Source organism: Corynebacterium incognita, assembly GCF_014217255.1.
Taxonomy (GTDB): Bacteria; Actinomycetota; Actinomycetes; order Mycobacteriales; family Mycobacteriaceae; genus Corynebacterium; species Corynebacterium incognitum.
On record NZ_CP059404.1, the window covers coordinates 1,815,356 to 1,840,948 of the forward strand.

At 62.6% G+C, this 25,593-nt stretch carries 26 protein-coding genes, 1 tRNA gene and 3 pseudogenes; 14 read left to right on the forward strand and 16 right to left on the reverse strand.

The window, feature by feature from the left end; translation table 11 throughout:
* Positions 1 to 3: 3 nt before the first annotated feature.
* On the reverse strand, positions 4 to 1,101 hold the full coding sequence (locus tag H0194_RS08430) for a hypothetical protein (protein ID WP_185175476.1): 1,098 nt from the start codon (positions 1,099 to 1,101) through the stop codon (positions 4 to 6).
* A gap of 136 nt (positions 1,102 to 1,237) precedes the next feature.
* On the opposite strand from H0194_RS08430, the gene H0194_RS08435 reads away from it, so the two are divergent.
* Positions 1,238 to 1,789 (forward strand): M48 metallopeptidase family protein, encoded by a 552-nt coding sequence (locus tag H0194_RS08435; RefSeq protein ID WP_246388867.1) that lies wholly within the window; start codon positions 1,238 to 1,240, stop codon positions 1,787 to 1,789.
* A 27-nt stretch (positions 1,790 to 1,816) separates the two neighbouring features.
* Here the strand turns inward: H0194_RS08435 and H0194_RS08440 are convergent, their stop codons facing one another.
* Positions 1,817 to 3,205 carry a zinc-dependent metalloprotease gene (locus H0194_RS08440; RefSeq protein ID WP_185175477.1) on the reverse strand — a complete coding sequence of 463 codons (1,389 nt, stop codon included), beginning with the start codon at positions 3,203 to 3,205 and terminating at the stop codon, positions 1,817 to 1,819.
* Between the two features lie 80 nt (positions 3,206 to 3,285).
* Here H0194_RS08440 and H0194_RS08445 point away from each other — a divergent pair, with 80 nt between their 5' ends.
* Positions 3,286 to 4,356 (forward strand): YlbL family protein, encoded by a 1,071-nt coding sequence (locus H0194_RS08445; RefSeq protein WP_185175478.1) that lies wholly within the window; start codon positions 3,286 to 3,288, stop codon positions 4,354 to 4,356.
* Here the strand turns inward: H0194_RS08445 and H0194_RS08450 are convergent.
* Complete coding sequence (locus H0194_RS08450; RefSeq protein ID WP_185175479.1) at positions 4,353 to 5,045, reverse strand: beta-N-acetylglucosaminidase; 693 nt, start codon at positions 5,043 to 5,045, stop codon at positions 4,353 to 4,355. The genes H0194_RS08445 and H0194_RS08450 overlap by 4 nt on opposite strands.
* A 75-nt stretch (positions 5,046 to 5,120) precedes the next feature.
* Complete coding sequence (locus H0194_RS08455) at positions 5,121 to 5,669, reverse strand: PPA1309 family protein (RefSeq protein WP_185175480.1); 549 nt, start codon at positions 5,667 to 5,669, stop codon at positions 5,121 to 5,123.
* Between the two features lie 127 nt (positions 5,670 to 5,796).
* Between H0194_RS08455 and H0194_RS08460 the strand changes: the two genes are divergently transcribed.
* Both H0194_RS08460 and H0194_RS08465 read left to right on the forward strand, forming a co-directional pair.
* The gene (locus H0194_RS08460; protein ID WP_185176964.1) at positions 5,797 to 8,769 is read left to right on the forward strand and encodes a UPF0182 family protein; all 2,973 of its coding nucleotides are present in this window, start codon (positions 5,797 to 5,799) and stop codon (positions 8,767 to 8,769) included.
* A gap of 151 nt (positions 8,770 to 8,920) precedes the next feature.
* A tRNA-Met gene (locus H0194_RS08465) sits at positions 8,921 to 8,994 on the forward strand.
* 101 nt (positions 8,995 to 9,095) lie between these two features.
* Here H0194_RS08465 and H0194_RS08470 read toward each other — a convergent pair.
* Entirely contained in the window at positions 9,096 to 9,629 is a 534-nt protein-coding gene (locus tag H0194_RS08470; RefSeq protein ID WP_185175481.1) for a transposase-like zinc-binding domain-containing protein, read from the reverse strand.
* 582 nt (positions 9,630 to 10,211) lie between these two features.
* Between H0194_RS08470 and H0194_RS08475 the strand changes: the two genes are divergently transcribed.
* The 3 genes from H0194_RS08475 to H0194_RS08485 all read left to right on the forward strand — a co-directional run bounded on the left by H0194_RS08475 (position 10,212) and on the right by H0194_RS08485 (position 12,060).
* On the forward strand, positions 10,212 to 11,234 hold the full coding sequence (locus H0194_RS08475) for a DUF4192 domain-containing protein (RefSeq protein ID WP_185175482.1): 1,023 nt from the start codon (positions 10,212 to 10,214) through the stop codon (positions 11,232 to 11,234).
* Between the two features lie 159 nt (positions 11,235 to 11,393).
* Positions 11,394 to 11,537 carry a hypothetical protein gene (locus H0194_RS08480; protein ID WP_016456431.1) on the forward strand — a complete coding sequence of 48 codons (144 nt, stop codon included), beginning with the start codon at positions 11,394 to 11,396 and terminating at the stop codon, positions 11,535 to 11,537.
* Between the two features lie 91 nt (positions 11,538 to 11,628).
* The gene (locus tag H0194_RS08485; RefSeq protein ID WP_185175483.1) at positions 11,629 to 12,060 is read left to right on the forward strand and encodes a single-stranded DNA-binding protein; all 432 of its coding nucleotides are present in this window, start codon (positions 11,629 to 11,631) and stop codon (positions 12,058 to 12,060) included.
* Between the two features lie 148 nt (positions 12,061 to 12,208).
* On the opposite strand, the pseudogene H0194_RS10990 reads toward H0194_RS08485, so the two are convergent.
* Positions 12,209 to 12,484 (reverse strand): annotated as a pseudogene (locus H0194_RS10990) (recombinase family protein); the annotation flags it as partial.
* Positions 12,485 to 12,681: 197 nt separating this feature from the next.
* Here H0194_RS10990 and H0194_RS08495 point away from each other — a divergent pair.
* The 4 genes from H0194_RS08495 to H0194_RS08510 all read left to right on the forward strand — a co-directional run bounded on the left by H0194_RS08495 (position 12,682) and on the right by H0194_RS08510 (position 14,323).
* Positions 12,682 to 13,227, forward strand: coding sequence for a TetR/AcrR family transcriptional regulator (locus H0194_RS08495; RefSeq protein WP_034997557.1), 546 nt, complete (start codon positions 12,682 to 12,684; stop codon positions 13,225 to 13,227).
* Positions 13,224 to 13,583, forward strand: a complete 360-nt coding sequence (locus H0194_RS08500) for a DMT family transporter (RefSeq protein WP_048733039.1) — start codon at positions 13,224 to 13,226, stop codon at positions 13,581 to 13,583. Before H0194_RS08495 ends, H0194_RS08500 begins: the two co-directional genes overlap by 4 nt.
* On the forward strand, positions 13,580 to 13,909 hold the full coding sequence (locus H0194_RS08505; protein WP_185175484.1) for a DMT family transporter: 330 nt from the start codon (positions 13,580 to 13,582) through the stop codon (positions 13,907 to 13,909). The genes H0194_RS08500 and H0194_RS08505 overlap by 4 nt, the downstream gene beginning before the upstream one ends.
* A 99-nt stretch (positions 13,910 to 14,008) precedes the next feature.
* Positions 14,009 to 14,323 (forward strand): NIPSNAP family protein, encoded by a 315-nt coding sequence (locus H0194_RS08510; protein WP_174232238.1) that lies wholly within the window; start codon positions 14,009 to 14,011, stop codon positions 14,321 to 14,323.
* Between the two features lie 263 nt (positions 14,324 to 14,586).
* On the opposite strand, the pseudogene H0194_RS11195 reads toward H0194_RS08510, so the two are convergent.
* From H0194_RS11195 to merA, 6 genes and pseudogenes are all read right to left on the reverse strand, one after another.
* A pseudogene (locus H0194_RS11195) lies at positions 14,587 to 14,737 on the reverse strand (IS481 family transposase); the annotation flags it as partial.
* A gap of 375 nt (positions 14,738 to 15,112) precedes the next feature.
* Positions 15,113 to 16,069 (reverse strand): cytochrome c biogenesis CcdA family protein, encoded by a 957-nt coding sequence (locus H0194_RS08515; protein WP_005326045.1) that lies wholly within the window; start codon positions 16,067 to 16,069, stop codon positions 15,113 to 15,115.
* A complete protein-coding gene (locus H0194_RS10995) occupies positions 16,066 to 16,548 on the reverse strand; it encodes a TlpA family protein disulfide reductase (RefSeq protein ID WP_228496497.1) in 483 nt (160 codons plus the stop codon). Before H0194_RS10995 ends, H0194_RS08515 begins: the two co-directional genes overlap by 4 nt.
* A 119-nt stretch (positions 16,549 to 16,667) precedes the next feature.
* On the reverse strand, positions 16,668 to 16,883 hold the full coding sequence (locus H0194_RS08525; protein ID WP_004601218.1) for a hypothetical protein: 216 nt from the start codon (positions 16,881 to 16,883) through the stop codon (positions 16,668 to 16,670).
* 126 nt (positions 16,884 to 17,009) lie between these two features.
* Positions 17,010 to 17,663, reverse strand: a complete 654-nt coding sequence (gene merB, locus H0194_RS08530) for an organomercurial lyase MerB (RefSeq protein ID WP_004601217.1) — start codon at positions 17,661 to 17,663, stop codon at positions 17,010 to 17,012.
* A gap of 34 nt (positions 17,664 to 17,697) precedes the next feature.
* Complete coding sequence (gene merA, locus H0194_RS08535; protein ID WP_185175485.1) at positions 17,698 to 19,122, reverse strand: mercury(II) reductase; 1,425 nt, start codon at positions 19,120 to 19,122, stop codon at positions 17,698 to 17,700.
* Positions 19,123 to 19,230: 108 nt separating this feature from the next.
* On the opposite strand from merA, the gene H0194_RS08540 reads away from it, so the two are divergent.
* Entirely contained in the window at positions 19,231 to 19,620 is a 390-nt protein-coding gene (locus H0194_RS08540; RefSeq protein WP_185175486.1) for a heavy metal-responsive transcriptional regulator, read from the forward strand.
* 289 nt (positions 19,621 to 19,909) lie between these two features.
* Positions 19,910 to 20,619 (forward strand): annotated as a pseudogene (locus tag H0194_RS08545) (IS6 family transposase).
* Positions 20,620 to 21,079: 460 nt separating this feature from the next.
* Here H0194_RS08545 and H0194_RS08550 read toward each other — a convergent pair.
* Positions 21,080 to 21,679, reverse strand: a complete 600-nt coding sequence (locus H0194_RS08550; protein WP_185175488.1) for a cadmium resistance transporter — start codon at positions 21,677 to 21,679, stop codon at positions 21,080 to 21,082.
* Positions 21,676 to 22,035 (reverse strand): Cd(II)/Pb(II)-sensing metalloregulatory transcriptional regulator CmtR, encoded by a 360-nt coding sequence (gene cmtR, locus H0194_RS08555; RefSeq protein ID WP_003849933.1) that lies wholly within the window; start codon positions 22,033 to 22,035, stop codon positions 21,676 to 21,678. The genes H0194_RS08550 and cmtR overlap by 4 nt, the downstream gene beginning before the upstream one ends.
* A 1,183-nt stretch (positions 22,036 to 23,218) precedes the next feature.
* Here cmtR and H0194_RS11000 point away from each other — a divergent pair.
* Positions 23,219 to 23,383, forward strand: a complete 165-nt coding sequence (locus tag H0194_RS11000) for a hypothetical protein (protein WP_246389163.1) — start codon at positions 23,219 to 23,221, stop codon at positions 23,381 to 23,383.
* Here the strand turns inward: H0194_RS11000 and H0194_RS08565 are convergent.
* Entirely contained in the window at positions 23,361 to 24,842 is a 1,482-nt protein-coding gene (locus tag H0194_RS08565) for a multicopper oxidase family protein (protein ID WP_185175489.1), read from the reverse strand. The genes H0194_RS11000 and H0194_RS08565 overlap by 23 nt on opposite strands.
* A 106-nt stretch (positions 24,843 to 24,948) precedes the next feature.
* Positions 24,949 to 25,524, reverse strand: a complete 576-nt coding sequence (locus H0194_RS08570) for a CueP family metal-binding protein (RefSeq protein WP_185175490.1) — start codon at positions 25,522 to 25,524, stop codon at positions 24,949 to 24,951.
* Between the last annotated feature and the right edge of the window lie 69 nt (positions 25,525 to 25,593).

Consider the following 25,593-nt stretch of genomic DNA (forward strand, 5'->3'; position numbering starts at 1 on the left):
TGCTCAGCATGGATCTGGCGTCTCCACACCGTCGAGCTGGCTAATGGTCTGCGCCAGCCGGTAGGAGGCATTCCGCACCCCGCGTGCGCGCTCCTGCAACGCGACGTTCGAGAGGTAGTTCTTGCGCCCGCGGGAGGCAAAGCACCATGGGCAGCGCGGGTGTTGCCCCACGCTGTCTCGGCGCACACTGTGTTCGGCGTAAGGATCGATGGTCAGCATGGTGCCTACCGCAAGCGCCGTACCCAGTGAGGCTGTCGCGCCGTCGCGTTGCAGGCCTGTGTAAGGCCGGGGTAGCCCCACGAGCTCGCGGGCACACGCCACCGCCTGGGCAGCGGTCATGGCCAAGACTGCGGGATCGTGGTGGGGGATCTCGGCGTCGGGGTTGCTGAGCGTTGAGGTTTGCCGCATCACTGCGTGCCAACGCGGCTCCGCGTCCACGTGGTGCAACGCCACGCATAGCAAGCAGGGCCCGTGAGCGTCGCGCCGCAGCGGTCCGATCCGCCCCTGGTTATCCACGATGTCCACACTCACACTCGTGCCGTGGCGGGGCAGGAGCCAGCGCGAGAGCGGTCCGGCATCGCCGAGCATTCCCACCGCTATGACGGGGGTGGCGGCCTCGGCTTGTGCGAGGAAGTGCGGAACGGAGTCATCCGCGGCCGGGCGCAGGGGCGTGATGCCTGCGGACTTGAGCATAGTGTTCACGGTATTGGCTAGCGTCCCGCTGCCAAGGAGAAGGAGTTCCGGGGGCGGCGGGGTGTCCGGTTGTGGTGGGAGGCAGCGCAGCGCCCCGGCGTGGAGCAGCTCCGCGATGAGGTTGCGGGCGTGTGCGGGTCGCAGCTGGGCGTCGCCGAGTGCAGGCGTGCACAGTGACTGCACTGCCGCGCTGCGTGGCATGGGGCGGTGGAAGTTACGCAGCGCTGGGACCAAGGCGTGGGCGTCTGCGGATTCGATGAGGACGGCCCGCGTGGTATCCGCGCCGAGGCTTACCGACGTGGCGGTGCGCCGGTAGATTCCGATGCCCGGCGCCCACTGCACGCGTTCCTCGAGTGCAGTTTCTGGTGCGACAGAAGACGTTGCTGTCTCGTCGTGGACAATAGTCATGGTTCTTCCTCCCCGAATTAGTTCTGGTCGCCAGCGTCCCAGTGCGGGACTAGCGACGCCGCGGTGCCTTCCCCCGAAGGGCACCGCCCAGCTGTATAAGCTCTAATGTCTACAGCTTAAAGTACGCTGCCGAAGCATGCCGAACTTAACAATGACAATGATGGAAAGCGCAGCAGATATGTCCGCAATGCCAGTAAAAGTTATCCGTTCTGAACGTCGCATTAAGTCCTATGCCGCCCGCGTCGAGGACGGCGTGTTAGTGGTGCGCATCCCTGCGTATTTTGATGACATTCAGGAGCGGGATGCGGTGGCCGATATGCGGGCGAAACTCGCGAAGCGGATGAGTAAGGCGCGCTTGTCGGACGAGGACTTGAACGCCCGCGCGGAAGAGCTCAACAAGCAGTACTTGGAGGGTAAAGCACGGCTGGGATCGATTCGTTGGGTGACCAACCAGAACCACCGCTGGGGCTCGTGCACCCTATCCACCGGCGATATTCGAATCACCCATCGCCTGCAGGAGGTCCCCGGCTACGTGCTGGACTCGGTCATTATCCACGAGCTGGTGCACACGTTTGTCTCCGGCCATTCGAAGCAGTTCTGGGAGTGGGCGGATCGCGCCCCGCAGGCCGAGCGTGCCAAGGGATTCCTCGAGGGATTGAGCTTTGGCACGCGGCGCGAGCAGGGTTAGGACGCGAGTGAGACGGGGTCGGCCGGGCTACTTGGTGTCATCGCCCTTCTCCGCGGAGCCGTCTCCGGTGTCGTTGCCTTTGCCGTCGTCGTTGCGGAGCATCTCCTCGAGCTTCGCAAATTCCTGGTCGAAGTCATCCGACGGGGCGTCATCCAGCAGGGAGTCAATGAAGGACGCGGGGTTGTCCAGGTGCTCCGCGGTGGGCAGAAAGTCCGGGTGATCCCAGACCTTGTCGCGGCGCTCCATGCCCACGGCGGTGGTGGAGCGGCGCCACAGGTCGGCGGCCTCGCTGACCTTAGGCGCACCCAGCTCGATGCCCACGACGTTGGAGAATGCCTTCTCCGCGGAGCCGCCGGTGGCACGGCGGCGACGCCACGCCTCGTTGAGCGCGGCAGTGGACGGCACGCGGTCGCCCATCGCGTCCGCTACCACCACGTCAACCCAGCCCTCAACCAGCGCGAGGAGGGTCTCCAGGCGGGAGGCGGCGCCGGCGTTGCGGGAGGTAATGCGCGGGGACAGGTCCATGCCCTGCAGCTTGGAGATCGCGTCCTGCATCGCCGCCGGATCGCCGGATTCCAGGTTGAGGTCGCGGGTGGCTTCCTCAATGTGGGAGGTATCGATTTCCAGGCCCAAGGCATATTCCTCCACCGAGGACACCAGACGCTCCACGAGCCACGGCACGTGCTTAAACAGACGCTGGCGCGCGGCCTCGCGGGCGGCAATGTACACCAGCACCTCCTGCGGCGGCACGGAAACGTCCTTGGAGATGGAGCTAATCGCGCCCGGCAGCAGGGCAGTGGTACCCGCCGGGGTCACCGGCAGGCCAAAGTCGGTGCCGCTGAGGGACTGCTTGGCTAAATCGCCCAGCGCATGGCCGAGCTGCATGCCGAAGTTCATAGACGGCATCTGGCCCATAGCGGACACCATGGGGCCCATCATCTCCCGGGCTTCCTCCGGCATGGAGGCCAGCTGTGCCTCATTCATGTGCTTGGCCACTGGGGATACTAAACGTCGCCACATCGGCAGGGTAGTGGTGAGCCACTCCTCTGGGGAGACTGCCTTCGCCACCGAGTTGGAGGCGGGGAGGTCGGTGGCATCTTCTAGCCACATCTCGACTAAGCGCACCGCGTCGTCAACGGCGCGGGCGTCGTCGCTGCTGACCTTGCCTGCGTTGCCGATCTGTTGGCGGCCGATGCGTTCTGCTAATTCGTAATTAACCGGCTCGTCGCTCTGGCTATTCATGGAGCTACCCATGCCCGAGAGCATCTGCCCGAACTGGTTAAGCATGTCGCCTAAGCCGCCGGACCCGCCAAAACCAAACGCCCCGAACGGGTTGTTGGGGTCGTTGCGGTTGTTGTCGTTATCGTCATCATCGTTGTTGTTATGGGGGAAAGAAAATCCAAATCCGCTACTCATACTCTTCAATCTACCGGCGCGGGTTGCGGGAATTCCATCCTGACTACAACGCTGAGAGCGAACACGGTAGTCTCTCAAAGATGAAGAAATCCGCCTCTAGCCGTCGCTTGGCCACCCTCACCTTGGGTGCGGTTCCGGTTGTACTCCTTGGTGGGCTCATCAGCATCGATCGCATTCCGGGCACCGATATTTCTCTCACCGTGCCCTATGCCGCCGAGGGGCCCGGCCCCACCGTCGACACGCTGTCGGAGGTGGAAGGCAAGCAGGTCGTGGACGTGCAGGCGCCGCAGGTAGACGACCCCGCGGGGCAGTTGAACATGACCACCGTGTCTGTGCGTTCCCGCATGACGCTGTCCCAGGCGCTGTCCCGGTGGTTGCTCACCGACGACACCCTGGTCCCCATCGAGCAGGTCATCCCGCCGAATCACTCGCCGGAAGAGGTGGAGGAGGCCAACGCGGCGCTGTTTCTGCAGTCCGAGTCCGCCGCCACGCTCGCGGCGATGGACTACCTGGACAAGCCCGTCAAGGTCGTCGTCGCGCAGGTGCTTGACGACGGCGCGGCCAAGGATGCCGTCGCCCTCGAGGACGTCATCCGGGCCATCGACGGCCAAGAGGTGACCAAGCCCCAACAGGTGCAGAACATTATCCGCTCCAAGAAGCCGGGTGACGAGGTCACGCTCGAGGTCGAAAACAGGTCCGGGGACAAACGTGAGGAAAAGGTCATCCTGGGCGAGCACCCGCGTGACAAGAAGATCCCCATGCTGGGTATTTCCATGACCTCGGCCCCGGAGGACGACATCAAGGTCTCCTATAACCTGCAGGACATTGGTGGCCCCTCGGCAGGCATGATGTTCACCCTCGCGGTCGTCGACAAGCTCGAGGAAGGCGATCTCACCGGTGGGAAGTTCGTCGCAGGAACCGGCACCATCGACGAGGACGGCAAGGTCGGCGAGATCGGTGGCATCGTGCACAAGGTGCGTGCCGCTAAGGACGCCGGCGCTGAGTTATTCCTCGCCCCGGACGGCAACTGCGCGGAGGCCACGAGCCGGGATTACGGTGACATGACCATCGCCAAGGTCGCCACGCTTGACGACGCCGTCAAGGCCATGGAGGACTTCGCCGCCGGGCGCCCCGTGGCTACCTGTGACTAGTCGCGCTTCGGCTCTTTGTCGGAGGGTTGCGCCAGGCCGAGGGACTCGATCTTGTCCTCCGGGTCCTCCTGGTCGGTGGAGATCATGTGCTGCATGACCTGGCCCTTGTCGTTATCCACGACGGTCACCACAGCGGTGGAACCAAGCGTGGACCATCCCACGACGCGGCTGCCGGTATCTTCCACCACGTGGGAGCTGCGCAGCTCGGTGAGCAGCTGGGTGGTCTGCGAGGCCTTCGCGGAGGACTCGAAGAACTGGAACTGGCCCACTTCGCTGCCGGAGCAGTTATAGCTGTTCTTGATGCCGATGGAATCGCAGGACTCAAACTGCGCAAACAGTTTCTCTGGGGCCAGCGACTTAAACTGCGCGTAGGCATCTTTCACGCCGGGGGACAGCTTCTTGCCCGTCACCGGGCCTTTTTCGCTTTCCGACGCCCCTGCGGAGGCCGATTCAGATTCCGTGGCGGACTCCGATTCTGCGGCGCTTGTTTCGGCGTCGGTCGCGCCCTCGGGGTCTTCAGGAGTGGCGCTAGCCGGGGCGTCCGACGGTGCCTCTGGGGACGCGGGGGCGCTTACCTCGCTGGTTTCTTTGTTGCTGGACGGGAGTGAGTCGCACGCCGCGGCCAGCGGGACCACGGCGGTCACCACAGCGGTGGCGCACAGGGCGCGGAAACGAATATGACGGCGCACGATCTCTCTTCCTTTACTGATAGCTACCTTGAGCAGCGCTCCACTGAGCGCCGCTGCTAGCCCTTAAAGTCTAACTTAAAGCTCTTCCGGATCCTGCTCGAGGCCATAGCGGATCGCGGCGATAAGCCCCGGGGCGACCTCCGGGCCACCGCGCAGCTCGATGTCGTCTTCGGCGAAGGGCCCTTTGGCTGCGAGCTCGTCCTCCGTCGGGCGCAGTTGCAGCAGGGTCTGCTCGATGCCGTCTTCGCGCAGCGCGCCGGAGAATAGTCGCGCCGGGCGCGGGGAAGGATCCTCGCTCGCGGAATCCTTGAAGGTGATCTCCTGGGCCAGGATGGCGCCTTCGACCGCCCGTGGCCAGACGGTGCGGGCCACATAATCGGCGAGCTCCTCCGAGCCCGCAGGAAGGTTGTCCGGAAGGTTGTCTTGGACCACGAGGGTGAGTGGGGCGGCATCGCCCGCGGCGTCGTGAAATTCGGGGTCGAAGTCGGCGCCGACTTCGTTGGCGAGCAACGCTGTGGGCACCAGTGCGAAGAGGGTGGGAGGGGCGTCCCAGCCCTCGGCGTGAATGAATTCCACCGCCTCCATCATGGCCTTGTTTAACGCCTGCTGTGTTAACTCGGTCATAGTTGTGTGCCCAAATCCTTTTTCGTCATAGACTCGTGGTGCTTTATGCTAAAAGCCTATACCGCCGTACACAATCCACTACGTAAAGGAGCTGGAATTGGCTTCCGGCCTGTCCCAACCTGCACCTATTAAAAAGCCACCGCGGATACTTACCTGGCTGGTAGCTATCCTCGCGATCCTCTTCTTCGTGGGGCCCCTGCTGGTGGGGGTCTATACCGATTGGAGGTGGTTCGGTGCGCTGGACTATCGCGGCGTGTTCAACACGACGATCATCGCCCGCTTCATCCTCTTCTTCGTGGTCGGGTTGATCGCCGCGGCGATCACCGCGCTGGCGGGCCGCGCCACGTGGCAAGGGCGACCGCGGGATCGAGAGTTCGACGATATTAATTCACCGGTGTACCACTACCGCCGTGCCATCGAGCGCACTGTGGGCTCGGTTCTGAAATACCTCCCCATCCTGGTGGGCGTGGTAGCCGGCATGATGGGGCAGAGCGCCTGGCGTACGGTGCTGTTGTTTATCAACGGCAAGGACTTCGGGGAAACCGACGCACAGTTTGGCAAGGACCTGGGCTTCTACGCGTTTGACCTGCCGTTCTGGCAGCTGGTCATTAGCATCTTTACACTGCTCACCGCGCTGGCGTTCGTCATCGCCCTCGTCGGCCACTACGTGCTGGGTGGCATCCGCATCGGCAACAAGGTGGCGGGCGTCGAGGGCGGCATCAGCCGCTCGGCCCGCATTCAGCTGGCCGTGACCGCTGGCATCTGGATGCTCCTGCAGGTGGCCGGTTACTGGTTTGAGCGCTATAGCCTGCTGTTTAACCGCCACGACATTTTCACCGGCGCCAGCTTCACTGACATCAATGCATACCTACCCGCGAAGATTATCCTTCTGGTCATCGGCGTCGTAGTGGCCGCCGCGCTGTTCGCCTCCGTGGTGCTCAAGGATCTGCGCATCCCGGGCATTGCCGTCGTACTCATGGTGGGTTCCTCCCTGGTCATTGGTAACGCGTGGCCGCTCATCATCGAGCAGTTCTCGGTGCAGCCCAACCGCCAGGCCAAGGAATCCGAGTACATCGCCCGCAACATTGATGCCACTCGCTACGCATTCGGGCTGGGTGAAGACAAAGTGACCTACGAGGAGAACTGGGGCACCGGCGGGGAAAAGAAAGACGCCGCCAAGGCCGCCGCCAGCGACGAGGCGACAATCTCCAACATTCGCCTGCTGGACCCAGAAATTATCTCGCCCACGTTCACCCAGATGCAGCAGCTGCGCAACTTCTACGGCTTCCCCAGCAACCTCGCGGTGGACCGCTACGAGGTAGACGGTGAGGTCCGCGACTACGTGGTGGCCGCCCGCGAGCTGGACCCCAACGCCCTGCAGGACAACCAGAGCTCCTGGATTAACCGCCACACCGTCTATACTCACGGCAACGGCATCGTGGCCGCGCAGGCCAACAAGGTGGATGAGGTCGCCCGTGACGCCGGCTCCACCCGCGGTGGCTACCCGGTCTTCACGGTCTCCGATCTGCAGTCGCAGAACAAGGCCAAGGAGGACAAGGACGCCAAGGAACTCGGCATCAAGGTGGATGAGCCGCGCGTGTACTACGGTCCGGTCATCGCCTCGGCGAAGGATGGACTCGACTACGCGATTGTCGGCGACACCGGCATCGGTCCGGTGGAATACGACACCGATACCCAAACCACCACCTACAGCGGCAAGGGTGGCGTGACCATCGGCAACGTGTTTGATCGCACCGCCTATGCACTCAAGTATCAGGAGATGAACTTCCTGCTGTCCGACCGTGTGGGCGAGAACTCCAAGGTGCTCTACGACCGCGACCCGCGCGAGCGCGTGGAGCAGGTGGCCCCGTGGCTGACCACGGACTCCACCACCTACCCGGCCGTCATTGACGGGCGCATCAAGTGGATTGTCGACGGCTACACCACCTTGAGCAAGATGCCGTACGCCGAAAACGCCTCGCTGACCGATGCCACCCAGGACGCCCTGAACCCAGACGGCACCACCCAGCGCCTCATCAACGATGAGGTGGGCTATATCCGTAACTCAGTTAAGGCCACCGTGGACGCCTACGATGGCTCGGTGGAGCTCTACGAGTTCGACAAGAGTGACCCGGTTCTCAAGGCCTGGCAGGACGTGTTCCCGGACGTCGTGAAGCCGGAATCAGAGATCTCTGACCAACTCCGCGAGCACCTGCGCTACCCGCAGGATCTGTTTAAGGTCCAGCGTAAGCTGTTGGCGCGCTATCACGTGTCTGACCCGAACGTCTTCTTCAACAACGACGCTTTCTGGTCCGTCCCGGAGGATCCGACCGCAGACGATTCCAAGCAGTCCCTGGACCAGCCGCCGTACTACGTGATGGCGGCCGACCCGAAGACCGGCAAGCCATCGTTCCAGATCACCACCCCGTACCGCGGCCTGGAGCGTCAGTTCCTCTCCGCGCACATGTCGGTGAGCTCCGATCCGGACAACTACGGCGACATCACGGTCCGGGTGCTGCCCACCAACACTCAGACCCAGGGCCCGAAGCAGGCTCAGGACGTCATGATGTCTTCGGACCAGGTGGCGCGTGACCGTCGCCTGTGGGAGGGCACTAACAAGCTGTTCAACGGTAACCTGCTCACCCTCCCGCTGGAGGACGGCAACGTGCTGTACGTGGAGCCTATCTACTCGCAACGCAATAACCAGGAATCGGCGTTCCCGAAGCTTCTGCGCGTGCTCGTGTCCTACCGCGGCTCGGTGGGCTACGCGCCTACCATCTCCGAGGCGCTGTCCCAGGTGGGCATTGATCCCAAGGCTGCCCAGGACATCGAGGAAGTCGACGGTTCTACGCCTGACGACGCCGAGGAGTCCAGCGACAAGTCCGACACCAAGGGCGACTCCAAGGACAAGAAGCCCGACGAGGGCAAGGACGGCAGCGCCCCGGCCTCCGGCTCCGGCAAGGAGGGGGAGGCTATCGACGCCATCAACGATGCCCTCAAGGGCATCGAGGAGGCCCGCGACGGCTCACACGAGGAGTACGGCCGCGCCCTCGACGAGCTTGATAAGGCAGTTAAGGAATACCAAAAGATGGGCAACTAAAAAGCCTCAAACATCGTCGCCTGCGCACCTCGGATTCTCCACGTGCGCAGGCGATTTGGGTTAGCGCAAAGGCGTCTGTATAGTAATCCAATGTCGCTGACACGGGAAGTTAAATTCCCGGTGACGCGCAGATGAATGCAAGTTCATCCGTCGCGGGGTGGAGCAGCTCGGTAGCTCGCTGGGCTCATAACCCAGAGGTCGTTGGTTCGAATCCAGCCCCCGCTACTAAGATAAGGCCCCTACCAGTGGAAACGCTGGTAGGGGCCTTCTTCATTTTGGGCCTATGCGACAAAAAGTGTGTCCGGGGTTGTTACCCCGTGTCGGGGTTAGGTGCCTGCCCATCCTTGTTGGATGCCGAGGTTGTGTTCGTAGGTGGTTGGGATGAAGTGCCCTCCATCGAGTACGACCATCAGGGGTGGCTGTAGAGGCTTAAGGAGTTGCTCATAGTCTGCTGTTGTTTCGTTTCGTGCCCACACCCAGTTGAGGACACAGTCGCGTGTGGCAGCGATGAGCAGGCAGCCGGCGCCTGTATAGGTTCCGTCGATAAAGACTTGGTCGTAGATGCGGAAGTTGTCGCATTCATGTGGGATGTCGATGAACCAGAACGTACGGAATCTGCGTTCAAGGCTTCGTTTGCTGATGCCTTTCGCGTCGGCTACTTCTTGCATGGATTGTTTGCTGCAGATGCAGTCGATGAATGCGGTGAAGTCTGAACTTAGCCGGTTATCGGGGCAACGTTGTGTGGTGGAGGCACGGCAACTTTTGTCTTTGCAGCGCCAGCGTACGGTGCCTTTTGAGGTGGCTCCGTTGCGTTTTGTTGGTCCGTGGCAAACCGGGCAGCGAGGTCGGTTTTTGCTCATCCTTTAAGGCAAACGCATTTACTACCACGCGATGGCTACAAGGGTGGGGATTGAACGCTTCTGAGGCGTTTATAGGGGGTTGGGGTCCTATAAAACCGCTATTTTTGCCTATCTAGCTGGGCAAAGAACCCCAACCCGGACACACTTTTTGTCGCATAGGCCTCATTTTGTGATCGGATCGCCATTTGGTGCACTAGCTGGTGCACTAGGGTCAAAATCCTGCACCAAACGGAACTGCGACGCTCCAACGACGCGGCGCAGGTTTTCGGTGCATTGCTTAGTGATTGCTAGGACGGCAGCAACGAAGGAACGCCACGGGAGTCGGCAGTTCGAGGAAAGCAACTGCGAACTGCTGTGCAAGTCTCACAACCGCGCCAAAGGTAACGCTTAACCAGCGGCGACGCGGGGATCTAACAATGCTGCGTCGCTAGCGCTCACACCCAGCGAGCGAGCATCAGGCTGCGCTAGCGACGCTCAGCACGCTTCAGGTGCGGTGGTGCCGTGGCAGGGCGCGACCGGCAGAGCCGGACTGACTACGGGATTGCCCACGTACACCCCGTATTCGTGCAAAGGAGCACTGCCATGTCCACTCATTCCCACACGCTTGCATCCCACGGCGAGATCCTCGCGAACCTCCCCGGCATCCTCGGGTTCTACCCGAACAACTCGTTGATCCTCGCGTTCTTCGTCGACGACGAGGGCGTCGACACCGTCCGCCTCGGCCCGGTCGCGCGGTTCGACCTGGACGAAGCTGTTGCAAAGCTCACCGAGAGCCGCGAGCGGTTCGCAGCGTGGGTCCACCACCTCGAACTCGACGCTGTTATCGCGTACATGATCAGCGACGACATTGCACAGCCGATCTTCGACGAGACGGCCACGTACCTCACCAGCGGGGCAGTGCACCTACCGCCGCTGCTCGGGGTGGTGCAGGTGCCTGAGATCGTCACCGGGGCTGCGTGGTGGTCTGTGTACCAGCATCCGCTCATCGACGAGCCGCGCCACGGCGTTGTCGGCGAGGTCGCCGCATCGGCGGCGCTGCGGCAGATGCTAGAGCACACCGGCGAGCTGCCGGAGCCGAGCAAAGACGACATCGAGGCACGGTTGAACAGCACCGATCACGGCATCGACGCTGCCGAGCACGCCGACATCATCGAAGACGCGCTGGCGTATATCCCGCCCATGTTCTCCGACGTGCTGCAGCGTGAATACGAGCAGGCGGCGGCAGGAATAACCCAGCCGAGCACGCGCGCTGTTCGATCGGCGCTGAAATGCTTCACTACAAAGCGCTTGCGAGACGCGCTGCTCGCGGCGCTGCTCGATGACCCGCAGGCGGGCCTACGGTTCGCGGAGCAGGTTATGCGTGCTGTCCCGACCAGCTGGCCAGGGATGCGCGCGCAGCTCACCACCACTGTTGCCGTGCTTGCGCACGCCACAGGCCAGCCGGGGCTAGCTGGCGTGGCTGCGCAGCGAGCCACCGAGATCGGGCCAGACGAGAACTTCCCGTCGTTGGTCGCGAAGCTGACAGACATCGGCCAAGGCGAGCGGATGGTTGAACTCGTCCGCGAGGGCGCCGAGAAGACCCGCACGATCTTGTTCACCGAGTAGCACCACACACCCCGTTGCAGCGATGCAACGGGGTTTCTTTTTCTCGCGGGGCCGTGGCCTGCAGAGATGCACACCTAGCGGGGCGGGGGAGAACCCCCTAGACAGCAGAGCTGTCTCCAACAGACGGATTGACCATCAATCCGAACAAGGAGGCACGTGATGCGCGACATCACCCACACCGACCTGGAACTGCTCTACCAGCTCGCCGACGGCATCGACGGCGAGGACGCCGATCCGGGCGCAGCACAAGAACTGCGCGACCTAGAGGCGGCAGGCACACCGCTGCCTTGGGCAGTGCTGTAACGACAGCGCAACCACCCCGCAGCAGCAAAGCAGCTGCTTAAGTGCCCAAATTGCACGGCAAATCACACCCACTCAGGTAAGGAGAACCAACATGTCCAACCCCTTCAACAACGGCACCATCGTCGGCAACGCAGCTCGCGCACCGAAGCTGTTCGAGCACGCAAACGGCGGCGCGACGGTGAAACTCAGCGTCTACGCGCGCAACACCTTCAAGAACAAGGCCACCGGCAAGGTCGAGTCCGAGATCGTGGAGCTGACCGGCTACGTCCAGGATGCCGCGAACTCCGGTGTGTTTGGCTGCATCGGCTCCGGCGACCGCATCGCGGTGAGCTACTCGCTGAAGACCGACGTTTACACCGACAAGGACGGTGTGAAGCACTACCCGCTGGTCGCCCGTATCGACACCGTGCAGCTGATCGACTCCAAGAAAGAGTCCGCTGCGCGAGCAGCCCGTCGCGGAGGCGAGGCGGCGAACGCCGCCCTGGCTGGCGCTGACGCCGACAACGACGAAGCACCGTTCTAACAACGACACCCCGCAGGGAAACCTGCGGGGTTATTTTTTCAACTATTTCACGGTGTTGATCCAGCTCTTTCACGGCCTTACCCAACTGAACAAAACCCAACAGCCCTAGCATCAGCTTGGCGATCGGGGTGGAGTCTTTTGAGTAGGTCTGTCCCTCCTTGAGGAACTTCACCGACACTCCTTTGCTGACTAGCTCGTCAACAATGGCGTACAGATCCGTCAGTGAACGCGCGCACCGATCCATCGACGTGACGACAAGCTGATCTCCTGCACGGACATATCGCATTGCTTCATCAAGTCCAGGGCGCTCACGCGATCCACCACTGGCCTTATCCGTGTAATAGGTGAAGACCTTCTCTGCTTTGAGTTGTTCAATCTGACGATCAAGGTTCTGATCTTTCGAACTCACCCGGGCATAGCCCACCTTTTGTCCTGAGATCGCCCCCCAACTGTTCAGTGATCTCCAGAGGCAGTGACGGTTCTGTTCCGTTAGTCATGGAACTAACCCTAGCGAACAGGAAGTTTTGTCATTCACAAATTGTTCGCTTGGGGTGTACCCCAGGTGCCCCTACCAGCGCCCGCAGTTGAAGGCTTCACCTACCAAATGGTAAAGTTAGCTATATGCGAACCAGTCAGCGCTCCGAGATCCTGGAAGCTGCCCTCCGCGTCATGAACGCAGCGGAGGGTGGCGACATTACCCTTGACGCAGTGACCCACGAGGCCGGGCTCACCAAACCGGGATTGCTATATCACTTCCGCAACCGCGACGTACTGCTCGCCGCGATCGTCGACCACGCTGCGGCCAACGTCGAGAACGACATGACTGCCACCCTTGGCAAGCCCCTCGAGAACGCCAACGCCACCGAGCGGCTCCTGAGCTACGTTCACGTCGCCGCCCACGGGGCCGCCAAGCGCGCCGAGTTCATCATCTGGGGCCAAGCGACGTATCGGCCCGAACTCACCGAACCGTGGACTACGCGGATGGGCCGCTGGCTCGAACTCCCGGACGATCTCGACGCCGCCACCCGAGCCAGGCTGACCACCGCCCGACTCGCCGCCGACGGACTCTGGGGCGCCCAGGCCACAGGTGTGTCCACCCTCCACGGCGCGGATCTCGAAGCCGTCGTCTCCAGCATTCGCTCCCTGATCGAAGGAACAACCCCATGAAGCAGTGGTTCCTGCTCGCTGGCGCCATCACTACCGAAGTGGCGGCGACGCTGTCTCTCAAGGCGGCGCTCAATCACCCATCCTGGTACATCGTGGTTGCTGCCGGATACATCGGCACTTTCGTCTTCCTCACCTTCTGCCTGCGCGAAGGAATGCAGATCGGCGTCGCCTATGGCATCTGGGGAGCCAGCGGGGTCGTGCTCGCCGCCGTGCTATCCGCCGCGATTTTCGGTGAACCTCTGACCGCTGTGATGGGTCTTGGAATGGTTGCGATCATCAGCGGTGTCCTCACCGTCGAACTCGGCTCCCAGAAAGCTCAGCAAACCGCAGCCCAGGAAGCAGGAGTCAACTCATGAGATGGATCTTCCTCGCAGGCGCCATCTTGTCCGAAGTCGTCGCGACCATGTCGCTACGAGCCTCCGACGGTGGCCGGGTGAAGAGATGGTTCATCGGCGTCATCGCGGGGTATCTCGTGGCGTTCGTCGCCTTAAGTCTCGCCTTGGCCGACGGCATGGCCCTTGGCGTCGCCTACGGCATCTGGGCAGCATCCGGCGTAGCTCTCACCGCGATCCTCGCCCGGGTCATCTTCCACGAACCCCTCACCCGAACCATGGCCCTCGGCATCCTCCTCATCGCCGTCGGAGTTCTCACCGTTGAACTCGGCGCCAACTTGGCGAACTGACGCATTTCCGCAGGTAAACCAGGCAGATTGGTGTGCTGCACCACGAGGCGCACAGACAAAGGCTCCCCAATGAGCGCCTGTGGGCCTAGCGTTGTGGATGTGATCACCTGTGTCGTCCACTACACCATCGACCCCGACCAGATCGCAGCCTTTGAACAGTTCGCCCGCGCTTGGATGCGGCATGTCGACGAACACGGCGGCACCCACCACGGGTACTACCTACCCGCGGAAGGTGTGAGTGACCGTGCGGAATCCCTGTTCAGCTTCCCCAGCCTGGCTGCCTACGAGCAGTACCGCACCTTGTTCGGCACCCACTCGGACTTCATCGCCGCTGACCGGATTCGAGACGAGTCCGAGTGCGTCCTGCGGTACGAGCGCACCTTCATGCGGCCGCTCCTACCCCAGGGACACTGAAAGGGACTCCGGCAGCACGCTCGGCACAACCCACAACGCCGCAGGTCAGCGCGTACAGATGGGTGTACCCCAAAAGCCTCATGTCTCAATTATGCCTCACAAACCCCTACCGAGCACCACCCTGCGACAACTTAGGGCGAGAAGCTTTAGTGAGACGGGGAGGAGGCCAATTGCCCCATGAAAAGGTCTCACATTCCAGTTCCTGCCGGGTGTCTCATAAAACTTTAGGTTTTCAGGACGCTCCGCGACCGCTAGTGGGCCATATAAGTGAGTCGGGTGTGGTCATCGACAGCGCCATGGACGTGGTCGAACCCGATCGGGTCTTCCGGTCGCGGATCGGTCGTGGACTCGCCAACCGCCGCTGTCGGGGATGCGGCTGAGTTTCTTCACATCGATATGGATGAGCTTGCCTGGCCACCAGCAACGCTCTCGCATGCGTGGTCAAGCGGGCGTTACCGTTGGGCATAGAGGCCTCCTGGCAGTGAAGAACTAGACAGCTCCACTAAGCCAGGAGGCCTAGCTATTTCACAAGACCGAAAGTGCCACCAACGTCACGGTCGAGTACAACTAGTGGGTGTCACTGTGGCTTTCCGAAGTCCACCACACTGACGTTCCCGTCATTGCGGGGGCGGTACAGAGGGCTCCTGACGGATTGCCCGAAGTCCTCTGCACGAATTGACTTCCGGCCTGATGCCGCTGTACCAACCTGTCCTGATAGGCGGGCGCCTCGTTTGCCAGAAGATGGGCAAGGTTCCCTCTCCCCCTTGCTTTTTGGGAGTCCTCGGCCAGCTACGGGATCGTGCCTGGCCGGTCCTCGGTCGAGTTGTTGTCCGGAGTTGGTGTGCAGCAGTCGGGTTCCCCGCTTTGCCCGGGGCCCTCGCCTGTGGGCGGCGTTCCCTGTCTGATGCGCAGTCTCCTGCGCCGGTTGAGGGCGGCCAATGCCGATGCGAGCACCACGGCTGCGGCGAGGGCTGCGATCAGGGTGCTGTTGTCGCTGATCCAGGCACTGGCGGCGGCTGACCATACGGCGAGGCTGTTGGCCTGTGCGGTTCCGCCGGTGGCGGCGGGATACCAATACCAGCTGAGGTAGGCGCCGGTTATGGTGAGGATGAAGGCGGCGATGCGGTTGCTGTGCTTGGCCAGGCCGGTGATTCTTCGCCCGAGGGCGGCCCCGGCGATGGCCGTGCCTGCCGAAACGAGCATCAGGACAGTGGCCGAGCCTGCGGCGTAGGCGGCGAAGACCGCGAGCAGCCCGGCGTAGCTGGCGACGGCCTGGGCTTGGGCGATCACGGCCAGGAGCACCCCGAGGGTGCAGCCGAGGGATGCTGCGGCGTATCCGATCCCGAAGGCCACCATGCGCCCGGTTTTGTGACCTGCCCCTGCGGCTTCTTGTGTGCGGGGTTTCGTGGCCCAGGCCGGCAGACGGAGCCGTGGTGTGAGTCCGGTGAGCATGGCCAGGCCCAGCAGGAGAAGGATCACCCCGGTGGCCATTCCCAGCCAGGGCGCTGCGCTGATCAGGGTCCTGGCGCCCGCGCTGACGATCAGCCCGAAGGCTGCCAGGGTCCCGGCGAAGCCGAGGCTGAGCGCGAGCCCGGCCCGGAGCCCGTGGGCCAGACGCAGCGCGAGCGGGCGCGTCCGGGCGTCCCCGATGGTCTGGGCTATCCAGGCGGGCAGGAGGGCGAAACCGCAGGGATTGACCGGGGCAATCATTCCAGCGGCGAAGGCCAGGGCAAGCAGGGCTGTCATTGGGCACCGGCCTTGGTGAGTTCTTCTTGGATCTTTTCCGCAGACGGGTCGGTGGCCCGGAAGGTAACGTCGCCCTTCGCGTCGACCACCACCAGGGTGCTTATGGAGGTGACCTTGTACCGGGTGGTCAGTGTGGCCTCGGTGTCGATGACGGCAGGGAGCTCAGGGGCCTTGATGTAATCGCGGAATCCGTTGATGGTCTCCTTCGGTTCTCTGGGGTCCACGTCCACCAGGAGGTAGTCGGCCGAGCTTCCCAGGGCCGTGGAGGCCTTGTTCAGGGAATCGGCCCCTTCCACACACTCACCGCATCCGGCAGAGAAGAAGAACAGTGCTGCGGGCTTACCGTCCGGGATGGTCCGGGTAGTGCCGTCAATGTCGGAGACCGTAACAGCAACGGCACCGGCCGCGTCGGGCGACGAACCGCCTGGCGCGGCCGACGGGCCGCTCGGTGAGCTGGCGCAGGCAGTTGTCAGTGCCATGACCGCTGCCAGAAACAGGGCGGAGGCGAGGTGCCTGGGCCGGGGAACGGACAGAGAACGGCGGGATCTCGGGTATGTCATGGTGTCTGGTGGTTCCTTCCAGGAATGGGGATGGGGACTCAGGCGGTGCCGTGGTCGGTGCGGTGGTGCTCGGGGGATGCGGGAGGGCAGCAGTCGTCGGTCCTGCGGCGTTTTCGCTGCCTGGTGACGGCGATGATCCCGGCCAGGAGCACCGTGGCGGCCGCGAGTAACACGAGGGGATTTGAGAAGAATCCGGCGATCGCGCCGAGGGCTCCGGCGGCGATGAGGATGGGTCCTGCGCAGCACAGGATCATGGCCGCTGCTATGCCGATTCCTGCGACCAGTGTGTGGTATCGCCCGGGGCGACCGGTCTGCCGGACGGGTTGATGGCCGGTGTCTGGCTGTTCTGGGTGCTGGGTCATGTCATGTCCTTTTAAAGCTCAGCAGCAGGAGTCCTGCGCCGCGGGGGCCCGCGTGGCGGCCGCGGCGAGGAGGGCGGAGGCCATGGCGGCACCGGCCCGGTGTGCCGCCTCGATGTCCAGGACTTCGCCGTCGGGATGGGAATCCAACCACGGCTGGGCGTCCTCGCGGGAGGCGAAGTAGTGGACCTGGTTGCAGAACGATGACCGCACCGGCCCCGTGCCCGGGTGGCTGATGATGGACACGACGGCGGTGGCCGGCTGCACGGAGGTCACCGTGCCGTCCGCGCCCGTCATCACCCGGATGAGGGTCCCGCTACCCGGGGAGGTCGACTCAATGGTTGCGGCCTTCCCGATCAGGGCCGGGAAGAAGAGGGTGTCCAGGGCGCACCAGGTGTAGAGCTGTTCCCCGGCCAGGGTGAAGCGATGCGGGGTGGGCCGCATCGTCAGGGCCAGGCCGATGATGCGGCCCTCGTCGTCGTACTCGGTGTCCGGGACGGCGGCCAGTCCCTGCCGGACCGTGTCTTCGCTCCGGCCACTGGCGGTGGCCAGTTCGGCGACCGTGACGGGCTCGCCCTCGGCCAGGAGCCGCAGCAGCGGCACGAACAATTCCGGGTCTATTCCGGAGCGCGCGGGGGACAACAGATAGGTGAGGGCCTGGTCGGTGGCGGTCATCGCATTCCTTTGCTTCGGTAGTGGGGGCTGCAGCTCAGGCGCAGCAGGAGAGCTTGGAGACGTCGGTGTTGAAGGCCTTGGCGGCGATCCTGATGCCCTCGGCCATCGTCAGGTAGGGGCTCCAGGCGGCGGCGACCTGCGCGGTGGTCATGCCCGCTTCGAGGATGTAGACGCCGGCGGCGGCGATCTCCCCGGCGTCCTTGGCCACCGCGGAGAGGCCCAGGATCCGTCCGGTGTCGCGGTCCGCGACAACCTTGATGAAGCCGCGGGTGTCGCGGTTGACCACGGCTCGCGGCACGTACTCCAGGGGGAGGACCCGGCACTCGCAGCTGATCCCGGCGGCGACAGCTTCCTTTTCCGTCATCCCGACCGCCCCGATGGCGGGACTGGTGAAGGTGACACGGGGCAGGTGCCGGTAGTCGACCTCGGCCAGGGCATCGGTGAACGCATTGTCCACGGCCAGGGCGCCGTGGGCCGCTGCGACGTAAACGAACTCCCGATGGCCGGTCGCGTCCCCGGCGGCCCAAACCCGCGGGTTGGACGTGGCCAGGCGGGAATCGACCACGATCTCGCCGGATGCGCCGGTCTTCACCCCGACGGCGTCAAGGTCCAGTCCCTCGGTCACCGGGCGGCGGCCCAGTGCCACGAGGATGTGGGAAGCGCGGAACACCTCCTCGTCCCCGGCCACGTTTGCCGTCACCGAGACCCCGTCCGGGCCGGAGGCCACGGAGTCGGCCATGGCCCGCCGGACCACCCGGATCCCCGCGTCGGCGAACACCCCCGCCAACGCCTTGGATGCCTCCGGTTCCTCCTGCGAGGCCAACCGGGAACGGACCAGCATGGTCACCCGGGAGCCCAGCCGGGAGAAAAGCTGTGCCATCTCCAGGGCAACATAGCCTCCGCCCAGGATCAGCATTGATTCGGGCACCTCGTCCAGTTCCATCGCCGTCGTCGAGGTCAGGTACCCGGCCTCGGCCAGTCCGGGAACGGGGGGCACGTAGGGTGCGGAGCCAGTGGCCACGAGGTAGTGCCCGGCCTCGATCGTTCTCACTGCACCATCCGGGGAGATCACCCGGAGCAGCGGTGCGTCCTGGGTTCCGGTGAACGACGCGTCCCCCGAGATCATCGTCCACCCGTAGTCCGCGGCCAGATCGACGTACTTCTCCGTGCGCATGCTTTCAACCAGCGCGGCCTTGCCCTGAATCAGGGCCGGCATGTCCACCGGGCCCGCCGAGGCCGCCACCCCAGGGAAGCGGGACGAATCCAACGCCACGTGGCGGGCCTCCGCGGCAGCCAGGAGCGCCTTCGACGGGACGCAGCCCGTGTTCACGCATGTCCCGCCCACGGTGCCGCGCTCCACCATCACGACGCGCTTGCCCAGCCCGGTGGCCCGGATCGCGGCCGCAAACGCTCCGCCGCCGGAACCAATAATCGCCAGATCGAACTTTTCGTTTGTCATTCCAGATGTCTCTTCCCTGTGGTTCAAAAGTTCCTATGGAACCATTGTGAACCTTCCAGTACAATGGAAGGTCAAGTGTGGTGGCCATTGGAAGGGGAATCGGCGAACATGAGGATCGGACAGCTTGCGGAAGCAACCGGAACCACGACCAAGACCCTGCGGTTCTACGAGGGGTCGGGGCTGCTCCCTCCGGCCGAGCGATTGGCCTCCGGCTATCGGGACTACGCCGAGGATGCCGTGGGTCGGGTCGGATTCATCCACCGGGGCCAGGCCGCCGGGCTGACCCTCGCCCAGATCCGCCAGATCCTCGACATCCGCGACGGCGGCCAGGCGCCCTGCGAGCACGTGCGCGACCTGCTTGACGTGCGCCTCGCTGAGATCGAGCAGCAGATCGCGCAGCTCTCTGTGCTGCGCGACACTATCGCGGACCTCAGACAGGACGCCGCACACCCGGACCCTGAAACGTGCAGCACCGATCAAGTGTGTAGGTACTTGTAATCCAATTGGGCACACCTCCTTAGCAACCACGCTATGCGAGAGTTGCAGCTCGACGAGAGCCAGGATGACAGGATTAACCGCCAGGAGCTATCTATAAATAGGGACTATTTCTTACCTGGAAGTAACATTTTGGCGGTTGAGGATAATACCTTTGGTGCATTTTGAGCCAAAAGCTTCTTGGCCTCTGGACTGACAGTTGCCACCACAGCACTCGCAACCAAAACTGAGCCTATAAGGTGCTGTTGCAAAGTTGGGGCAGTAGAAAGACCGGCGTGAAATAATCAGAGCCATGGGCATCTTCTCCGGTCGGCATTTCCCCCGTGACATCATCCTGTGGGCAATGCGGTGGTACTGCCGCTACGGCGTGAGCTACCGCGACCTCGAAGAAATGATGACCGAGCGGGGTGTGCCAGTCGATCACACCACGATCTACCGCTGGGTGCAGAAATACGCCCCTGAGCTGGATAAGCAAACTCGCTGGTACCGGCAGGTACACGACTGGCAGGCCCGGTCCTGGCGGGTGGATGAGACCTATATCCGGGTCGGCGGCAGGTGGTGCTATCTCTACCGGGCTATTACCGCCGGTGGGCAGACCTTAGACTTCTACCTCTCACCAAAACGGAATGTGGCTGCGGCCAAGCGTTTCCTGGCCAAGACGCTGCGATCGAATACGACAGCCGGGTCCCCGCGGGTCATCAACACCGACAAGGCACCAGCTCTGGCCAAGGCAATATCCGAGCTGAAGGCGGAGGGAATCTGCCCTCAGACGGTGGAGCACCGTCAGGTGAAATACCTGAACAACGTTCTCGAGGGAGATCATGGCCGGTTGAAACGAATCCTGGGACCGAAGGGGGCGTTCAAAAATCGGACGTCTGCCTACCGGACGTTGAAAGGGATGGAAGCGATGCATTCATTGCGGAAAGGTCAGGGCACGATGTTTGCTTATGGGCCCCCAATCCGGACGCGGTGATCGTCAACCGGGTCTTCGAGACGGCCTGAGAACGCCGGCACGCAGCGGCCATCAGGAAATGAGAAACTGGGTCGTCTCGGCTCTCCGCCCAACTTTGCAACAGCACCTTCTAGACTTAGCCACCAGCCTCAAAGAACGGCTGGAAGGGGCGGATTCTAGGGGTCATTTTTCTTTGGCTAAACGCGGTTTTAGGCCGAATTTCGGCTCTCGACCACGAGCTCTAGGCCACGGGCTTCGTCCTCGTTTGAGAACCAGCCGGTGGCCTTGGTCGGGCTACGCCGCAAGCGGTGGCGCGTTGGGGAAAGCGTCGGTGCTAGTCTCATTGCGTCCGCGGGTGAAATTGGGTAGCCGAAAGTTTAATTGCTGGGATTCTGTAAACTCTGTGTGATTAGATTCACACGCCCCGACAGCGCTCCAAAAAGACCTTCCAGGCGTTATAGGAGCCACCGATAACGCCCGGTCGGGGCCGTTTGGAACGCTGCCGCTACGTCAGAGCCCGAAGGCTCCGCCGCTGACGAGGATCACGATACCGAGGCCGATGAGAACGATGGGAAAGAGGATGTGCTCAAAGCGTTCGAGCACTTCCGCGATCGGGGGGCGGGTTGCGACGAACCTTGCCAGGGCCACCAGGACCGCAACGAGCGCGAGGAAGACAACGCAGTAGGCGACTACTGCGAGAGGCTCCACGCTGAGGAATACAGGGGTGTAGACGCCGATATTGTCGCCACCGTTGGCAAAGGTGACGCCTGCGACCGTCCCCACGCCGACCTTCTTGCCGGCAACCTTGGCCTCGTCATCGTCGTCACCGTCTCCGCGCCAGGCCTCCCATGCGGCCCAGAGGCCGAGGCCCAGAGGGATGAGACCAAAGTATGGAATGGCTGCCGGGGGCAGAAATGCTCCGGCGCCGGTGGTCACAAGGATCGCGGCGACGAGGATGCCCGCGAATCCGAGGTACTGGCCGGCCAGAATGCGGGCGGTGGTGCCGCGCTGGCCTGCCCCTCGCGCGAAGAAGAGGGAGAGCACGATGATGTCGTCGATGTTGGTAGCTGCGAACAGGCCTATCGCCTGCAAGACCGAGGTGAGGATCATGCGTCCTCCCCAGCTGCGTAGCACCCGGGAAGCGTGCAGACGGGATCGATGCACGGGGCGTCTTCGTCTACTGCCAGGGTGGCATCGACCAGTGCTGTCAGTGCCTGTGCCAGGTGCGGATCGGCGATCTCGTATCGTGTCCGACGCCCCTCTGGCTCGGAGACGACAATCCCACAATCGCGCAAGCATGTCAGGTGGTTGGACACGTTCGGGCGTGTCAGGTCCAGATCTCGGGATAGTTCCGCCGGGTAGGCGGGATGGTCGAGCAGGGTCAAGATGATCCGGGATCGAGTGGGGTCGGCCAGTGCACGACCCAGGCGGTTCATTACGTCGAGACGCGAAGCAATAGTCAGCATGCGCTGAACTATACAGCGATCGCTGAACTAGTCAAGTTCCGGGTAGCGGTGCAGCTGTGTGCGCTGCTGAAGAGACAGTGAAAGTAGCAGAGATGGCGCAGATTCCGGCAAAGTTGCGAAAACAGCTGAACCACGCTCGTTTCTGATGATCGGCCCATGTGCGATTTGTGCCGCGCCGAAGGCAACCGAATTGGCTCGAAGTTCCGTAGCGTTGAAAGTTTCCGCTCGAACCATAAGTCACCGGAGGTGCTCACCTTTGACGAACTTGTCGAACGTTCACCGTGGAGCGTGGAGCTTGCCGAGAGGCAGGAAGAGTCGGAAGCGGAATTTCCTGACTTCCCGTTCTCAGGAGCGCTCCTGCTCACGTCAAAAATTTACTTCTGTTGTGTAACCCGAGGCGAAACTGCGTGTAACCGGGGTGTTGCCGCGGACCTAATACATCTGGTCAGGAAGTTTCATAAAAGCCCCTCGTCCGTCACGGGGCTTTCAAGAAACATCTTCAATCTTTCCACGAAACCCCCTGGCCGGCCGAAGGAAAACGGCGCTCAATAAAAGGAAACTCCCCTAGTGCTTCTCGTCGTTGGAAGCACTAGGGAAGAATCCATATCCGCAGTACGGGATATGCTCTTTGAAAAGCCATGCTGAGCTGCCTTCGTGAACATCACACCATCGAAATCCGGAGATGGAAACCACAGAAGTTTCCACTCCGGTTCTTTTTATTTTTCCTAGTCGCAGTTCTTCTGCTTAGTACGCAGCATATCCATGCTCATCAATCATGTACTGGGTAGCAGTATTTAATTCCTGCTGGGAAATATCCCGCAAACTCGGCCCCGCCGCTGACCCTCCCCAGTGGTCGTAGTAGCGGGGGTTGGGGTGGAGTTCGGATAGTCCTGCGAAGTGCTCATAGCACTAAGGCAACCACACCCACTCCCGCTACGAAAGGCCAACCACACTAACCTTGTGGACAACCCGCACAGGGCTAGTGTGGTTATCCACAGAAATCCACGTTGGTTGCAGTGTTCGATAGCGTTTAGGCGGGCATGTCGGTACGGGCCTCTAGGCTTGGGGCTATGGGCTTTTAGAAAACCTCCTCAACCGCTACGTCCCGCGCACACCGGGCAAGCCGGTCTTTGCGGTCATTGATACCGAAACCACCGGCTTTAACAAGCGTTACGACCGCATCATTGGACTTGCTGCCGTGCGCGCTGACGCATACTTCAATCCCGTTGACTCCTGGCACACATTGCTCACCCCTGACACCAACGCCGTGTTCACTACTCGGGGGACACCCCCGCCCACCTCGGCATTCAACCCTGCTGTGGGGGTTACTCGTAGCGAAGCGAGCTGAGCATCCCGGTTTCCATGTGATAGGCGTTATGGCAGTGAAATGCCCACTCACCGGGGTTGTCAGCGATCAGGTCGGCGATCATGGTTTCACCGTGGCGGAGGAGGACGGTGTCCTTGCGTAGTCCGCCGCTGCCGGGCAGCGCCCACGTGTGGCCGTGGATGTGCATGGGGTGGGGCATCATGGTCCTGTTGCGCATGACCATCCGCAGGCGCTGGCCCTCCTGCACGGTCGCGGAGGAGGATTGGCCGTCGGTGAGAATGCTCCATTCGTACGGCATCATCTGCCCGTCCAGGTCGATGCTGGCTTCTCGGTCTGGTGTGTCCTCGGGTAGGAGTGCACGGTCTGCTGGCTTCAGGGAGGACAGAAGCAGTCCGGTGGACGACAACTCGGGGAAGTCGACATCGGGGTGGGGGGCCTGGCCGCCGGCAGTACGGATGACGGCGAAGGCGCGGTCGTCCTTACCCACCGCCAAAGCCGTGAGCGGGAAGACGCCGTCGCCGAGGATGACCTCGACGTCGACACGCTCTCCCATCGACAGGTAGATCGATTCGGTCTCCCAGGGCTGGACAGGGAAGCCGTCGGTGTGGGTGACGGTCATGCGGTGACCACCGAGGGCCACCTTGAAGATGGTGTCACCGCCGGAGTTGATAAACCGCAGGCGGGCCTTGTCGCCCGGGCGAGCCTCGAAGGTCCGGTGAGCACGGGGGATACGTCCGTTGATGAGGTAGTGCGGATACATCACATCGCCGGCATCCCCGCCCAGTACCCGGTCCGGGGTGCCGTGCATCATCTGGCCGTGACCTCCCATTCCCATCCTCCCGTTATGGTCGCCCGAACCCATTCCGGTGAGCTTGTCGAGCTCATCGTCGGGAGTGCCCTGAATACCATCGACCCAGTCGTCGAGCACGATGGTCCACTCGACGTCCTGATCCTCTGCGTCGTCCGGGTCGCGGACGATCAGAGGGGCGTGGAGGCCGCGATCAAGCTGCAGGCCGGTGTGGGAATGGTAGAAGTAGGTGCCACCGTGGGGGACTTCAAAAACATAGGAGAAAGACTCGCCAGGTTCAATGGGGTCCTGGGTCATGCCGGGCACACCGTCGGCTGCGTTGTGGAGTGCGATGCCATGCCAGTGGATGGAGGTGCTTTCAGGCAGTTCATTGGTGATATCGACCTGGAGGACGTCGCCGGCGGTGGCCTCAATGGCCGCATTCCCGGTGTCAGAGACGTATCCCCACGTCTTGGCTTCGATGCCGCCGATATCCAGAGAGAGGGGCCGGGCGGTCAGTGTCCGGCGCACCGTCGGCTCACCGAGCGCAGTGGGGGTGGGAGTGGGGCGAAGGGAGGGACCTGGTGCCGAGGCAGCGGGTCCAGGGTCGCTGGTGCAGGCGGCCACGGTCCCGGTGCCGGCGAGGAAGAGCCCGCCGAGCAGAAACTGTCGTCGGGAAAACGCGTTCGTCATGATTTAACCGTCCTTGGTGCTAGATTTCAGTGGCACGGGAGACAGGCGCAGGTGAGGGCCCTGCTGAGCCATCACGTCAGGCGCAGGTGAGGGCCCTGCTGAGCCATCACGTCAGGCGCAGGTCTGTGACACAGGTGGCACCGTCGTCGGTGGTGGAAAACTCCGTGGTGCCGGTACGCCCCTGGTAGCTGACCTCAATCAGGCCGGTGGCATCATCGGGAAGCCAGAAGCCAATAAACCCGTTGTCGTAGGTGGTTGTCTCCTCGTCCACCAGCACCTCACCGGTCGCCTCATCGGTGATCGTGACCTGGATATCCTCATTGTCGAGTTCCCCCTGGCAGGTCGTGAGGCTGTGGTAGAAGCAGTCGTGGGTGGAGGTGAGATAGGGTGCGATCGAGACATACGTCTGATTGTCGGGAAGATCGACCACGACTTCCTGGTCATCGCTCGAGAGCAGCAGTTCATTGTTACGCACTGAGGCGATCAGATCCGTGGGACGCTCAGTGACCTTCTGCCGGTCGAGGTGATCAATGATCTCCACCGCGTCCATGGCGGCCAGGCCATGGGTAGTCAGGAATGTATCCTGGGACACCGTCCCGTCGGCGGTGGGTTCCGGGTCGGTGGCCGAACACCCCGTGAGGGTGAGGGCAAGGGCGGCGGCTGCGATCGCTGCTCGTTTCACGTCAATCTCCTTGGATCGTGGTAAGGCGGTGAGAAGACACCGCCTGAAGGTCGATGCCATACCTTTATC

Excerpts from the sequence above, each read along its gene's own strand:
- merA (WP_185175485.1), bottom strand. The coding sequence starts at position 19,122 with ATGACAAACGAAAAGTTCGATCTGGCGATTATTGGTTCCGGCGGCGGA.
- H0194_RS08470 (WP_185175481.1), bottom strand. The coding sequence starts at position 9,629 with ATGAGCAAAAACCGACCTCGCTGCCCGGTTTGCCACGGACCAACAAAA.
- H0194_RS08505 (WP_185175484.1), top strand. The coding sequence starts at position 13,580 with ATGAGATGGATCTTCCTCGCAGGCGCCATCTTGTCCGAAGTCGTCGCG.
- H0194_RS08455 (WP_185175480.1), bottom strand. The coding sequence starts at position 5,669 with ATGACCGAGTTAACACAGCAGGCGTTAAACAAGGCCATGATGGAGGCG.
- merB (WP_004601217.1), bottom strand. The coding sequence starts at position 17,663 with ATGACCGCCACCGACCAGGCCCTCACCTATCTGTTGTCCCCCGCGCGC.
- H0194_RS08430 (WP_185175476.1), bottom strand. The coding sequence starts at position 1,101 with ATGACTATTGTCCACGACGAGACAGCAACGTCTTCTGTCGCACCAGAA.
- H0194_RS08550 (WP_185175488.1), bottom strand. The coding sequence starts at position 21,679 with ATGATCCTCACCTCGGTCTTGCAGGCGATAGGCCTGTTCGCAGCTACC.
- H0194_RS08565 (WP_185175489.1), bottom strand. The coding sequence starts at position 24,842 with ATGACGAACGCGTTTTCCCGACGACAGTTTCTGCTCGGCGGGCTCTTC.
- H0194_RS08540 (WP_185175486.1), top strand. The coding sequence starts at position 19,231 with ATGAGGATCGGACAGCTTGCGGAAGCAACCGGAACCACGACCAAGACC.
- H0194_RS08480 (WP_016456431.1), top strand. The coding sequence starts at position 11,394 with ATGCGCGACATCACCCACACCGACCTGGAACTGCTCTACCAGCTCGCC.
- H0194_RS08485 (WP_185175483.1), top strand. The coding sequence starts at position 11,629 with ATGTCCAACCCCTTCAACAACGGCACCATCGTCGGCAACGCAGCTCGC.
- H0194_RS08435 (WP_246388867.1), top strand. The coding sequence starts at position 1,238 with ATGCCGAACTTAACAATGACAATGATGGAAAGCGCAGCAGATATGTCC.
- H0194_RS08515 (WP_005326045.1), bottom strand. The coding sequence starts at position 16,069 with ATGACAGCCCTGCTTGCCCTGGCCTTCGCCGCTGGAATGATTGCCCCG.
- H0194_RS08445 (WP_185175478.1), top strand. The coding sequence starts at position 3,286 with ATGAAGAAATCCGCCTCTAGCCGTCGCTTGGCCACCCTCACCTTGGGT.
- cmtR (WP_003849933.1), bottom strand. The coding sequence starts at position 22,035 with ATGCTGACTATTGCTTCGCGTCTCGACGTAATGAACCGCCTGGGTCGT.
- H0194_RS08495 (WP_034997557.1), top strand. The coding sequence starts at position 12,682 with ATGCGAACCAGTCAGCGCTCCGAGATCCTGGAAGCTGCCCTCCGCGTC.
- H0194_RS08475 (WP_185175482.1), top strand. The coding sequence starts at position 10,212 with ATGTCCACTCATTCCCACACGCTTGCATCCCACGGCGAGATCCTCGCG.
- H0194_RS08500 (WP_048733039.1), top strand. The coding sequence starts at position 13,224 with ATGAAGCAGTGGTTCCTGCTCGCTGGCGCCATCACTACCGAAGTGGCG.
- H0194_RS08440 (WP_185175477.1), bottom strand. The coding sequence starts at position 3,205 with ATGAGTAGCGGATTTGGATTTTCTTTCCCCCATAACAACAACGATGAT.
- H0194_RS10995 (WP_228496497.1), bottom strand. The coding sequence starts at position 16,548 with ATGGCACTGACAACTGCCTGCGCCAGCTCACCGAGCGGCCCGTCGGCC.
- H0194_RS08525 (WP_004601218.1), bottom strand. The coding sequence starts at position 16,883 with ATGATCCTGTGCTGCGCAGGACCCATCCTCATCGCCGCCGGAGCCCTC.